The organism is Streptomyces sp. D2-8, from assembly GCF_023184515.1.
Taxonomy (GTDB): Bacteria; Actinomycetota; Actinomycetes; order Streptomycetales; family Streptomycetaceae; genus Streptomyces.
Window position 1 is genome coordinate 157,780 of sequence record NZ_JAAHBP010000009.1, and the last position, 12,251, is coordinate 170,030.

The window sequence follows — 12,251 nt, forward strand, 5'->3', positions numbered from 1 at the left end:
CGGGTCAGGTACCGCGCGTCCACTGCTGGTTGGTGCCTCCGTTGAACGTGTACGTGATGAGCGCGGCACCGTTGGCGGTGGACGCGCCGTTCACGTCGAGGCATTCGCCGCTCGCGCGGGACCTGACGTTCACGTACGAGCCGGTGGTGGTCAGCGACCACTGCTGGCTCGTCGCGGAGGAGGCGCAGTTCTCCTGCGTGACCGTGCTCGCGTTCTCCCGCACGCACAGGCTGCTGTTCCTGACCATCAGCTGGTAGTAGCCGCTTCCGACGGACTTGAACCAGTACTTCTGGCTGGTGCCGCCGTTGCAGTCGTACTGCTTGAGCTGGGCGCCCGCCCGGAGCGACTGGCTCGTCACGTCCGCGCACTTGGAGGAGTGGCGGGCGATCAGCGTGTGGTACGTGGCGCTGGTGCCGGTGACGGTCCCGGCGGCCGTGTCGATCGTGACCTCGGGCGACCAGGACATGGACATCGTGGTCGAGTTGGAGAAGGTCAGCGGCAGCCACACGTACCGGGAGTCGTTGACGGTGCCGCCGAAGGAGTTGCCCCAGCGGTCGCCCAGGTAGAGGTACGAGGTGCCCGAGGTGCCCTGCACGGGCAGGACGAACGCGGTCTGCGAGCCGTACGCCGTCGAGTCGCCGATGTTCTTCATGGCCGACCAGGGGCCGCCGATGCTGGTGGCCGTGGCGTACTGCTGCTGGTTGGGGTTCCAGCCGGTGGCGCCCGAGGTCAGCATGAAGTACACGCCGTTCCGCTTGAACAGGGCCGGGGCCTCGCGGTGGCCGCCGGGCCAGGGGTTGGCGACCAGGCTCGCGACGCCGGTGTAGTCGGCGGTGAGGCGGTAGATCTGGAGGTCGTAGTTCTCGCGGGCGGCGGAGATCATGTAGCCGGCGCCGTCGGTGTCGACGAAGACCGTGATGTCGCGGGACATGTGCTGTCCGAGCGGCCGGAAGCTGCCCTTCCAGGTGTAGTTGCCGTCGACGGTGTCGGAGACGGCGACGGCCGCGCGGGCCTCGCTGTAGTCGGTGCCGTTCTCCTTGTGCATCCACATGACGAACGTGCCGGTGGAGGCGTTGTACATGACCTTCGGCCGCTCGATGTTGGCGGTCGCGAGCTCCGGGTCGCTCGCCTCGGTCAGGACGTGGTTGCGGAACTCCCAGTTCTTCAGGTCGGTCGAGCGGTAGGCGTCGACGTACCGGAAGGTGTTGTCGGCGTTGCGGTGCTCGCCGAACCAGTAGTAGTAGGTTCCGACCTTGAGGACTCCGCCGCCGTGCGCGTGGACGGGGCTGCCCGAGGTGTCGGTGAACTGGGTGCCGTTGGGGACGGTCTGGGGCGCGGCCTGGGCGGGCCCGGCGGCGGCGAGGGTGCCGAGCAGCCCGAGGCAGAGGGCGAGGAGGATCGCGTACGCACGTCTCATGTCATCCACTCACCTTCACCGTGTCGGCGACCGGGACGCCGAAGTCGGGGGTGCCGTCGCGCTTCCAGCCGAGCTTCTGGACGCGGGTGTGGCGGTTGGGGTCGTTCAGGGGGTCCCCGTTGATCTCCTTGTACTGGCGGGCGTGGTAGACGAGGACGTCGGTACAGCCGTCCTCGGCGACCGTGAAGCAGTTGTGGCCGGGGCCGTACTGCTTGGTGGTGTCGTTGCTGGTGAAGACCGGGGTCGGCGACTTGGTCCAGCTCATGGGGTCCAGGAGGTGACTGTCGGCGTCGGCGGTCAGCAGGCCCACGCAGTAGTTGAAGTCGGTGGCGCTGGCCGAGTACGTCATGAAGAGGCGGCCGTTGCGCTTGAGGACGTAGGGGCCCTCGTTGACCTTGAAGCCGATGCACTCCCAGTCGTACTCCGGGGTGGAGAGCCGTACCTGCGGGCCTGTCAGGGTCCACGGGTTCGCCATCTCCGAGAGGAAGATGCCGGTGTTGTTGTCCAGGCCGGGCTCGTGCTGGGCCCAGGCGAGGTAGCGCTTGCCCCGGTGGGTGAAGGTGGTGGCGTCCAGGGAGAAGGTTTCCCACGCCGTCTTGACCTGGCCCCTCTCCACCCAGGTGCCCTGGAAGGGGTTGGGGTGGGCGTTCTCCAGCACCCATATGCGGATCGCCCAGACGTCCTCGGCGGGCGCGGAGGCGAAGTAGATGTACCACTTGCCGCCGATGCGGTGGAGTTCGGGCGCCCAGATGTGGGCGCCCATGGGGCCGGTGGGATGGGCGCGCCAGATGACGGACTCGTCCGCCGTGCCGAGGCCGTTCAGGGTGCGGGAGCGGCGCAGGATGATGCGGTCGTACTCGGGGGCGGTGGCGGTGAAGTAGTAGAAACCGTCCTTGTGCCGGTGGATGTGCGGGTCGGCACGGTTGCGGACGAGCGGGTTCACGAAGGGGGCCGGCTTCGGGTGCCTGGCGGGTGTTCCGGCAGCGGTTTCTCCCTGGGGCGCCGCCTCGGCGACGCCGGGGAGGGCGGGGACGGCGGCCAGGGCGCCGGCGGCTGCGGCACCCTTCAGCAGCAGTCTGCGGCTGGGGGGTTCGGGCAGAGCGTGGTCGCGGTCGCGGCTCATGCGGTGGGGCCTGCCTCTCACTGGGGACACACGGCGTTGTCGTCCGATGCGACGTCTGAAATTTCGAACACCATCTGTCATTACGAACGCCGAAAAGGTAAGGGGGTGACACGAGGAGGTCAACGGGTCTGACGGGACGAAGAGATCGGGTCCTGGAACCGCAACCCCTTCAACGCCGTTCAGGCGCCGGGGACGCGGGCGGTCAGCCTCAGATACTCATCCGCAGCGGCGCCCACCGCCTCGGGGGGCGGCCTTGGTCATCACCGGCAAGGACAGACACCAGTCAGCCAGGGGAAGCGCTTCGGCGAGCAGTCGACGGGCGGTGCGCCGGTCCGCCTCGCCGGCCGCGTCCGCGAGGTCGTCCACCAGGTCGAGCAGTGCGAATCGGCGGTCGGGGACGGAAAGGGCTTGGGTGTGCCCCAGGGCAGCGTGCCGCAGCCGCTCGGCGCGGCACCGGTCCCCGCTCGACGCGGCTCGGGTGGCTAGGGCGCACAGCGCCTCGACAGGCCACATGCCGTCGAGGTCCCCCGCCAAGGCCTCGACCCGGTCCGGGTGGCCCGCTTCGGCGAGGCGGACGGCAACGTAGCCGAGCACCCGCTGCCGGACATGCCGGTCGGTGACACGTCGGGCGAAGTCCTCCGCGGCGTGGAACAGTCGGTCGGACCGCTCAGTGGCTACCGCCTCCGCCGCCATCTCCACCCGCCTCGTGGGAAACACCTCTCGGCCGCTGTCCCCGTCGAGCGCCGCGGCCGCGGAGTGCTCGGCCCTGCGCAGTAGCCGGAATGCCCGGACTCGGTCGCCTGCCGCCGCCGCGTCGCGTGCCAGACGGGCCAGGATGAGAGGCTCCTCCTCTCGTGCGTACTTGGAGGGGACCAGGAACGGTGCGACGTACTCCTCGGCGTCGTCCAGCAGCCGGGCAGCGTGCGCTCCGTCACCAGCACGAGCGGCCTCTCCCGCGAGGACGCCGAGTAGCCGGATGCGTATGGACTCAAAGCGGGCGAGCTCCGCCAGGCGCTCCGCCCGGTCCGGCGCCCCGGACCGGGCCATAGCGATGACCAGCCGGTCCATGAAGCCGGTTGGCGGGAAGGTTGATCTCGCCAGCTCGCGGACGAGGCTCTCCGCCCGCTCGGCGTCGCCCAGGAGTCCGGCCGCCTCGGCCAGGGCACACAGTTCCCGGTCTCTGGCGGGGAAGGGGCCGGTCATGCGCTCGACATCGGCGACGAGCCGCCGTGCGCGCTCCTGGTCACCCGCCCGCGCCACCACCACCGCCAGCAGGCCGATCGCCTCGGCGGGATAGGTCAGTGCGCGGGCGAGGTTCTCGGCGCGTACGTACTGCCCCATCCGAGCCCAGATCGCCGGAAGACCGGTGGGAAGGGCGCGGTTGCGTTGCCGGATGTGCGCCTGATGCACACTGAGCCGCTGCGTGATCTGGCCGGCCGTTCCCAGCGTGAGCATCCAGCAGAGATCCGCCAGCTCTTTGGTAGCGCCATGGAGAAGCTCGGGATCCAGATCCCGGACTTCGAGACTGCTGAACGCTGCCTCCTGCATCACCTGGCGGCAGAGCTGTCCGCCGGCGCCATGTCACCGAAGGAGGCCGCAGCTCGAGTCTGGCAGGGGATTGAGGCGTTGACAGAATGTGAGCGGGAGTTCGTGGCGGCCGTGGGCCCGGAGTACTACCTCGACTATCTGCCCCCTGAAGGCCTTCGGGCCTGGGAGACCGCTGTACGCCTCGCCGCAGAGACTCTGGCCGGAACGGTCTTCCCACACGTGCGGTAGGACATTCTTGTACTTGGACGTCTGCGTCTACGGCCCTCAGGACAGGTGTGGTGCAGGCCGTTCGAGGCTGTGGAGCCGTCCGCGACTTGCTTTGGACGAAGGGCATCGAGAGCTCCGCGGGCTGGTTCCACTGCGCGATAGCTCGGGACCACGTCGGCTATCGGACTTGGCTGGAGCGGGACCTCTGATCCTGATGGACCGGGATCCGCATGTCGCAGGCATCTCTTCACAGCAGTCTGACTGCAGGGGCACGACCGCATTCGTTCGCGGCGGCACGAGCCTGACTACTTCGTACGGCTCGCCCGACGGTCGCGGCCGTGTCTTGGACGGCGAGCCGAATCGGGACGAAACCTGCCCTGATGGCACGGCTGGGCCGCTGAGCGAGCGACGATGGAGGGAACTCGTCGGCCGGGCTCCCCTTCACCGGGCGCGCAGTCCCGTCGCTGCGCGCGGAATCCGTACGCGCGAGCGGTGGTGTGGGACGCTCCCAGGTGCGTCCCACACCACCGTCCTCACAGCAGATCCAGTGCCTGCTCGATACGGAGCACCAGTGGCGCAACCGCGATGAAGCCGCCGCCGCCCCAGCCCAGAGCGGCGGGGAGGCCGACGCCGGCTGCTGCCCCGATGATGCCGACGGTGAGCGCAGCGACGATGCCGATGAGAACTGCGACGATCACGGCCATGATCTTCACCGTGTTCGTTACGGGAGGACGCTGCGGGCTCATCGCTGTGCGCCCCCCGATTTTTCGATCATGTAGTGATCATTGTGCATGTGTACCTTCATAAGTGGGCCCCTTTGGCGGCTCGAAGGAAAGGACCCTGTCTGCTGAATCCCCGGCAAGGTTGCAAGCAGGCAGGGTTCTTGCCAATCGCCCGAGCCATGGCGGTGTCCGCCGTAGCCCCGGCGTTCTCAACTGAAGCACACAGTTCGGGCGTTATGGCTGGTGGGGCGACAGGGGGCGCACCATGCGCTCCGGCTGGACCGGAACACCTGATGCCCCTGTGATAGGCGAGTTGAAGCTTTGAGCGGCCTTTACTAAATATCGCCGTGAGAACAGATGCAGATGTGGCGCATGCGTCAATTCAAAAAGATATTGAAGCAAGCCCAAAGCATGGCTGCGGGAACACGCGGACAGTGGCCGTGAGCACGGCGTCTCACAGGCCCGGCCACAGTCTCCGCGGGAGGACCGGCACGCAGGAAAGCATGCTCCGCAGGCTCGTGCTTTACTGCGCCCCTTCATGCTTGCGTGCGCCTTCCGTGCAATTTGCTGACCTCCAAAAGCTCTCCGGCTGGTGATCTTGCTACTGGCAGCCCTGCCGCCGCCCCCTCAAACCAGGGCGCTCTGGGACAGGCCATGACCGTGCGGCTGTGGCGACCGGGCCGGTGCCGCGCGCTCGACGTCTCGGTGCCGACGGCGACGGCAGCCTGGATGGCGCCCAGGTCACGTGTGACGTCGAGCGCCGGTACGCCTGCGCGCGGGAGATGCCCAACTCCGCGACGAGCAGATCACTGTGGGCACTAGCCAACTGATAGTCCAACCCCGATGGATCACCGAAAGCTGGCCGACGGACGCGATCCGAACGTCCCCGCCTTCCGGGTCGTCGGCGTCCCACTGCGGGTAGCCCCACGGGGCGCCGGCCGCCAGGTCCAGGACGTCGTGCACCGGCTGCGCGTCCTGATCGATGTGATCAGGACGGACATCTGATCCGCGGCCATGGACGTCGACCTCCTGACAGGGCGTGGTCCATGAACGCGGGACGTACAGTTCCCGGTCCACTGCCGCGTGCCCGCGCCGGCCGGCGTAGACCAGGTAGACGGCGACCTGGGCATTTTCGATCCTGCCCGCGGTGCCGGTGTACTGGCGCTGGACGCCGACCGTGCCGGTGCCCTTCTTCACGTCCCCGGTCTCGTCGACCACCAGTACCGCCTGGTCGTCGTGCAGGTGGTCCACCACGTAGTCACACACATCGTCGCGGACCCGGTCGGCGTCCCACTTGGCCCGCCCCAGCAGATGCTGCATGCCGTCCGGGGTTCTCTCCCCGGCCCATTCGGCGATGGTCCAGCAGTTCTCGCGCGGCAGGTCGACAGCAGTCCGAGCACCAACTTCCGGACCCGGAACGGGTTTCGACCCGTGTGAACCGTCCCGCTATCCGGCTCATCAGGCCCTCAAACGCCTCCTGCCAGCGAGCAGGGTCTACGCTGTGACCTGCGGCCACCGCGTGATCGTTTGTCTTCACACACCGATGATCAACGGGTGGCCGCACCCGTCTCCACAGCGCGTCGGGGTCGCGCAGCGTCCGCCCGCCGTCCTGTGTCAGGAGGACATGTGCAACGTGGCGAAGTCTGGTGGGTCCAGTTCGACGAGCGGCGGCCGGTCGTGCTGCTGTCGGGAGACGACGCGTCCGGGATCCGGGTGATGCAGGTCGTCGCTCGGGCGGGTGTCGACATCACCGGTCTGGGCGTCGAAGTGCAAGTAGACGCCGTGGAAGGACTGCCCTTTGAAGGCGTGCTTCGGTTCGCGTTCCCGCGTCCGGGCTTTACCCCTTGCACGTGGCTGACCACCGTGTCCCGGGACGACCTGATCGAGCGGGCGGGCGCCCTGTCCTCCGCGAAACTCAACGAGATCGAGAACGCCCTCCGTCTCGGTGGACTCGGGTAGGCGGAGAAGGAACGGACGCCCGCGACGGCGTGGTCGGCCTCGTCCAGATGATCGACGCTGCCAGCTGCCTCCTCGGCGCCCCTCACGATCGAGATCACGAACTACGGCTGGAGTACTAACGGCCTGGGGAGCGATTGCCAGTGACGGCTGGTCGGTCAGGGCCAGGAGACGTTGAGCGGCAGAACTCGGTGGAAGACGGCCATGGCTCGGCCGGGGCCGTTGTAGTCGTCGACGGTCTTCGTGTCGAAGCCGAGGCTGCGATGGAAGGCGATCGAGCCGGTGTTCTTGATTGATGTGATCGCCCTCAGCTGCCGTGCACCATGACGTTCTGCGACCTCAGCGAACGCCGCATATAGACGACGTCCGAGACCGGTGCCGCGGGCGTCGTCCCGCGTAGCGATCAGATGCACGTACCCGGTGGCGTCGGGGTGACGAACCCGAAGATGTATCCACGGATTCCGTCCTCGGCCCGGGCAACCAGGCAGGTCGAGCCAAACTCCTGCACCAGTGCCAGAAGGTGCAGCGACCGAAGGTCGCGTTCGCCCCAGTAGCGGGAATGATCGGACAGGACCTGGTGGAAGTCGGCCATCCCGGCCGGCACGATCTGTATGCCCATGCCGACGATCATGGCAGGAGCCCTGGCCGTTACAGACGAAGGCCCGTACGGGTTGGGCAAGTTGTGACGCAAACCTGGGCCCGTGCGGCCTGTTCCCACCCTGCCCTGTCGGGCATCTCCCGTGCACACTTCGGGGCGAGTTGCTCGAAGAACTCGCCCCGAAGTGGGAAGCCCGGGAGTCGGCACTCCACGAACGGCGCGGCGGAGTCCGGCGACGGGCCGCCGGAGCAGGCCCCAAGCAACGATCGGTGTTCATCGACCGGCTCCTGGTCACACTGGTGCACCTGCGGCTGGGGCTGCCGCACGCCGCGCTGGCGGAGCTGTACAGGGTGGATCGCTCCACCGTGTCCGGAGCGATCCGTGAGGTCCGCCCCGTGCTGGCTGCTCACGGCTTCGCCGTCCCCGACCGTCCCGGGCTGCGGGTGCGCACGCTGGAGGGTCTGTTCGCCTATGCCCACGCGGAAGGCGTGGACCTGCGGATCAACGGGATCGAGGTGCAGGTCCGGCGCCCGCGCGCGGGCCGCCCCGGCCGCAAGGCCTTCGTGTCCGGCAAGAAAAGCCGGAACACCATCAAGACCACCATGTTCAGCGACGCCCAGGGACGGACCCTGTTCAGCGGGGTGATCAGGCCAGGCCGAATGCACGACCAGACCGCCGTGCGCACCGAGGGCATCGCCGAGCAGTTCCGCTGGCACCCGAAGGTGAGGGCCGAGGCCGACGAGGGCTACCGGGGTCTGGCCAAGGAGTTCCCCGCCCAGGTCGGCTCCCCGCCGAAGAAGCCGAAGGATGACGCGCCGCTGGGCGAGCACCACGCCTGGCGCGAGCAGCGGCGCCGCCAGTCCTCCGCTCGGATTTGCGTAGAGCACACAAACGCAGAGTACAAGCAGTGGCGCCCGCTGCAGCGGTTCACCGGTCGCCGCGAGACCTACGCGGACACCCACCTCGCGATCGCCGGACTGGTCTCCGACCGCTCCGCCCGGCGGGCGACCCACCGCAAGACCAGCACCGAACTGGTGCTCGTCCGGCAGGGCTGATCGAACCCCTTGATGATGTCGTCAAGGGCCTTGTTTAGTTCGGGGTCCGTGATGAAGTCGGCGATGGCGTTGATCGCGATGATGCCGTAGTAGACGGCGCGGCCGAGGGCAACGGCCGTCTCGATGCCGTGTCCGACCTCCAGGGTGATCTCGCGCAGTTGCTTCTCAGCCTGGTCCTCCAGCTTCTTGATTTCTGCTTTGGCCCGCGGCGACAGGTTGTCGCTCGATGTGAGGCGTGCCTTGCTGAGAGGAGGTCCGCGTACTGGTTGATGTGCCTTTCGATGTCGGCCTTCAAGAACGCGTCGTCCCGGTGTTCGTTCGTGGCGGCGTGCGTGCCGTGCGCCACGATCAGCAGCACCGGAATCCCGTAGATGGAGACGCGGCCGAGCTTCGCGAGACACGTCAGCCGCTTATCCAGGGGCGTGTTGTCGCAAGCGGTCATCGACTTCTTCGCCGATGCCCCGGTCGCCGCCGAGGCGGCGGTCGCTCCGCCGGTCAGCAGGACCGAGAGGGCCGTGGTCAGGGCGGCCAGTCTGAGAGTGAGGCGGTGCTTCATTGCTTTTCGCGGTTGGTCGGTCGTCTGTGACACCGCGAGGAGGGGCAACGAGGACGGGCCCGGCACCGAGGATTCCCACACCTCGGACACATGCTGCGCTTCCCCCGCATATCGCGTGAAGAAGATGTAAGCACACATGGCGACTCGCTTGTTACTCGCGGGTAGTGATTAAAGGGAGAACTGAGATTGACGCTCGCAAACCGGCCGGACGCCGCCGCGACGCTGGTGGCCGCGCGGTCGCCGCCCGCGCCCCAGCCAGGTGCCCGGCCCCTCGCTCCGCCACAGGCCGACGCGGTGGCCGTCCGGCAGCGCGGTCAGGGCGGCGATCGTGGGCTGCCGGCGGTCGACGTGCGGCAGCTTGCCGCGACGCACACGCGGGGGTGCCCATGAACACGTCGGCGAAGCCGAGGGTGTTGGACCCGGTTGAGTGCGAACCGGCGAAGACCCGCGCACCGTCGCGGTGGGTCACCGCGGTGGCCCGGTCGGCGGGCCTGCTGCGTGAGGGTCGTGGGCTCCTGCTCGACCTCGTCCGACCGCGCGGAGGTCCGCGACACCGCGGCCGCGTGGACCGGACGGGTCAACACCGTCACCGCCCGCACGGACCGGGTGGACGTCGACACGTTGCTCATCCGGCCCGACGGCCGTGTCGCCTGGGCCTTGCCTACCGGGCGGAACCTCGACGCCACCACGCTGGTGCGTGCGCTGGGCACATGGTTCGGCCAACCGGCCTGAGCACCGCTTTAACAGTCGTCCAAGGTTCGCTCGGTACGAAGTAGGCGTCCAGACAAGCGATGCAACCCGTATGTAGGAGGCTAGTGATGGCAGTCAACACAGCGCCGTCCGGGGAAGCGCCGGCCGGTCGGTTGGCAGGCCGGTGGGTGCCGTGGTTAGTGATTGGCTTGTGGCTGGTGCTGGCGGCGGGCATGGTGCCATTGAGCGGAAAGTTGAGCTCGGTCACCACCGACAGTGCCGTAGACACCCTGCCGGCCGGTGCCGAGTCCACCAAGGTGGCGGTGCTGGACGACAGTCTCCCCGGCGGCGACAACAACACCTTCGTCTTCGTGTACCACCGCGCCGACGGCATGACCGACGCCGACCGCGCGACGGTCGAGCGCCACTACAACACCCTTGCCAAGCGGTACCCGCCGAAGGCGACGGCGTCGGCCGGCGAGGACGACGAGGGCTCACCGACGAGCCTCTCCACCGATCGCAAGGCGATGATGTTCACCCTTGAGGTAGGCACGGCCTACGGCGCACCGGAGGACATCGTCGGCCCGTTGCGTGACGCCGCGAAGGACCGCCCCTCCGGCCTGGAACTCGACGTGACCGGCCCGGGCGCGATCGACGGCGACATGGACGCCGTCTTCGACGGCATCGACGTGCAGGTTCTCCTCACCACCATCATCGTCGTCACGCTCCTGCTCATCCTCACCTACCGCAGCCCGGTGTTGTGGATCATCCCGCTGGTGGCCGTCGGCGCGGCCGCACTGACCGCGATGGGGACCGTCTACCTGCTCGTCAAGGGCTTCGGCATCGTGGTCAACGACCAGAACTCGGCGCTGCTGACGATCCTGGTATTCGGCGTCGGCACGGACTACGCGCTGCTACTCATCGCCCGATATCGGGAGGCACTGCACCACCATGAGAACGTCCGGGTCGCGATGGTCCACGCGTTACGCGGCGCGGCGCCGGCCATCGTCGCGTCCGCGGCCACCGTGGTCGCCGGCCTGCTCTGCCTGCTTGTCGCGGACCTGAACAGCACCAGCGGGTTGGGCCCGATCGGTGCGGCCGGCATCCTGTGCGCGCTGGTGGCCATGCTGACGCTGTTCCCGGCGGTGCTCGTGGTGCTCGGCAGGCGGATCTTCTGGCCGGCCATCCCGAGGTTCAGCACGGCCGTGGAGGAGAAGCCGGGGCTGTGGGGACGGCTCGGCACCGCCATCAGTCGCCGCCGGTGGGTGGCGACGCTCGGCTCGCTCGGAGTCCTCGGCGTGCTCGCCATCGGGCTGGCGGGCAACACCGGCGCCCTGCGGGAGCAGGACCAGTTCCTGTCGGCGCCGGAGTCGGTCACCGGCTTCACCGTTCTCCGCCAGCACTTCCCGGAGCTCGGCGGCCAGCCGATGACGATCTTCACGCGGCCGGCGCACCAGGAGCGGGTGCTCGACATCGTCAAGGACACTCGCGGTGTGGCCCTGGCCATCCCAGAGCAGACCAGCGGTGGCTGGGCCAACATCTCCGTGTTCCCGAAGGACGCGCCGGACACTGTCGCAGAATACGACACGATCAAGCGGGTGCGCACCGCCGTGCACGCGGTGAGCGGGGCGGAGGCGATCGTCGGCGGGCCGAGTGCGGAGAACCTCGACACCGAGGTGACCACCAGCCGCGACGAGAAGCTGGTGATCCCGCTGGTGCTCGTCGTCGTCCTGATCATCCTCGGGCTGCTGCTGCGCGCGATCCTGGCCCCGCTGGTTCTGATGGCCACCGTGATCGTCTCGTTCGCCGCAGCCTTCGGCGGCAGCGTGTTCGTCTTCGACACGATCCTCGGGTTCAAGGGGATCGACTATTCGGTGCCGCTGCTGGCATTCCTGTTCCTGGTGGCACTCGGCGTCGACTACAACATCTTCCTGGCCAGCCGGGCCCGGGAGGAGACCGTGCGTCTCGGCACCAGAGAGGGCATGCTCAAAGCCCTCTCGGCTACCGGCGGCGTCATCACCTCGGCAGGCCTGGTCCTGGCGGCCACGTTCGCGGTCCTCGCCACACTTCCGCTGGTGATGCTGATCGAGGTCGGGTTCCTGGTGGCCTTCGGCGTGCTGCTCGACGCCCTGCTGGTGCGGTCGGTCCTGGTGCCCGCCCTCACCTTGCTGATCGGCCGGCGGATGTGGTGGCCGAGCCGGCTGTCCCGTCCAGCGGCGGAGCTGCCGGACGGTCAACAGCCGCTCGCCGACGACGAGGAGCCCGCGCTGCAACGGTGAGCGCGGCGGCACGGACGAGATCCGGGACGGGCCCAGGCCCGTCCCGGATTTTTTTCATGGACCCGACGGTCGCCGCCCTTTGGTCCTGCGCCACGCGCCG

Annotated in this window: 9 protein-coding genes and 2 pseudogenes; 5 read left to right on the forward strand and 6 right to left on the reverse strand. The window is 68.3% G+C overall.

All coding sequences use genetic code 11. From position 1 onward, the window contains the following. Positions 1 to 4: 4 nt before the first annotated feature. From G3I77_RS18735 to G3I77_RS18745, 3 genes are all read right to left on the reverse strand, one after another. Complete coding sequence (locus G3I77_RS18735; protein ID WP_248505222.1) at positions 5 to 1,417, reverse strand: RICIN domain-containing protein; 1,413 nt, start codon at positions 1,415 to 1,417, stop codon at positions 5 to 7. 1 nt (position 1,418) lies between these two features. Next, a complete protein-coding gene (locus tag G3I77_RS18740) occupies positions 1,419 to 2,540 on the reverse strand; it encodes a family 43 glycosylhydrolase (protein ID WP_248505224.1) in 1,122 nt (373 codons plus the stop codon). Positions 2,541 to 2,756: 216 nt separating this feature from the next. Continuing rightward, positions 2,757 to 3,881, reverse strand: a complete 1,125-nt coding sequence (locus tag G3I77_RS18745; protein ID WP_248505226.1) for a hypothetical protein — start codon at positions 3,879 to 3,881, stop codon at positions 2,757 to 2,759. A 63-nt stretch (positions 3,882 to 3,944) separates the two neighbouring features. Between G3I77_RS18745 and G3I77_RS18750 the strand changes: the two genes are divergently transcribed. Further along, positions 3,945 to 4,316 (forward strand): hypothetical protein, encoded by a 372-nt coding sequence (locus G3I77_RS18750; protein WP_248505228.1) that lies wholly within the window; start codon positions 3,945 to 3,947, stop codon positions 4,314 to 4,316. A 512-nt stretch (positions 4,317 to 4,828) separates the two neighbouring features. On the opposite strand, the gene G3I77_RS18755 is transcribed toward G3I77_RS18750, so the two are convergent. Next, positions 4,829 to 4,999: a hypothetical protein gene (locus G3I77_RS18755; protein ID WP_248505230.1), complete on the reverse strand. Its 171-nt coding sequence runs from the start codon at positions 4,997 to 4,999 to the stop codon at positions 4,829 to 4,831. Between the two features lie 1,055 nt (positions 5,000 to 6,054). Beyond that, positions 6,055 to 6,476 (reverse strand): annotated as a pseudogene (locus G3I77_RS18760) (transposase); the annotation flags it as partial. A gap of 167 nt (positions 6,477 to 6,643) precedes the next feature. Here G3I77_RS18760 and G3I77_RS18765 point away from each other — a divergent pair. Next, positions 6,644 to 6,976: a type II toxin-antitoxin system PemK/MazF family toxin gene (locus tag G3I77_RS18765; protein ID WP_248505231.1), complete on the forward strand. Its 333-nt coding sequence runs from the start codon at positions 6,644 to 6,646 to the stop codon at positions 6,974 to 6,976. 155 nt (positions 6,977 to 7,131) lie between these two features. Here the strand turns inward: G3I77_RS18765 and G3I77_RS18770 are convergent. After that, positions 7,132 to 7,604: pseudogene (locus G3I77_RS18770) on the reverse strand (N-acetyltransferase family protein). 128 nt (positions 7,605 to 7,732) lie between these two features. Between G3I77_RS18770 and G3I77_RS18775 the strand changes: the two are divergent. The 3 genes from G3I77_RS18775 (at position 7,733) to G3I77_RS18785 (ending at position 12,151) form a co-directional block, all read left to right on the forward strand. After that, complete coding sequence (locus G3I77_RS18775; RefSeq protein WP_308311398.1) at positions 7,733 to 8,626, forward strand: transposase family protein; 894 nt, start codon at positions 7,733 to 7,735, stop codon at positions 8,624 to 8,626. Positions 8,627 to 9,680: 1,054 nt separating this feature from the next. Next, positions 9,681 to 9,914, forward strand: a complete 234-nt coding sequence (locus G3I77_RS18780) for a hypothetical protein (protein WP_248505233.1) — start codon at positions 9,681 to 9,683, stop codon at positions 9,912 to 9,914. An 86-nt stretch (positions 9,915 to 10,000) separates the two neighbouring features. Further along, on the forward strand, positions 10,001 to 12,151 hold the full coding sequence (locus tag G3I77_RS18785; RefSeq protein WP_248505235.1) for an MMPL family transporter: 2,151 nt from the start codon (positions 10,001 to 10,003) through the stop codon (positions 12,149 to 12,151). Positions 12,152 to 12,251: the final 100 nt, after the last annotated feature.

What these genes read in the sequence shown, in the direction of transcription:
- G3I77_RS18740 (WP_248505224.1), bottom strand. Translation starts at nt 2,540, where the DNA reads ATGAGCCGCGACCGCGACCACGCTCTGCCCGAACCCCCCAGCCGCAGA.
- G3I77_RS18735 (WP_248505222.1), bottom strand. Translation starts at nt 1,417, where the DNA reads ATGAGACGTGCGTACGCGATCCTCCTCGCCCTCTGCCTCGGGCTGCTC.
- G3I77_RS18750 (WP_248505228.1), top strand. Translation starts at nt 3,945, where the DNA reads ATGCACACTGAGCCGCTGCGTGATCTGGCCGGCCGTTCCCAGCGTGAG.
- G3I77_RS18755 (WP_248505230.1), bottom strand. Translation starts at nt 4,999, where the DNA reads ATGGCCGTGATCGTCGCAGTTCTCATCGGCATCGTCGCTGCGCTCACC.
- G3I77_RS18745 (WP_248505226.1), bottom strand. Translation starts at nt 3,881, where the DNA reads ATGGGGCAGTACGTACGCGCCGAGAACCTCGCCCGCGCACTGACCTAT.
- G3I77_RS18785 (WP_248505235.1), top strand. Translation starts at nt 10,001, where the DNA reads ATGGCAGTCAACACAGCGCCGTCCGGGGAAGCGCCGGCCGGTCGGTTG.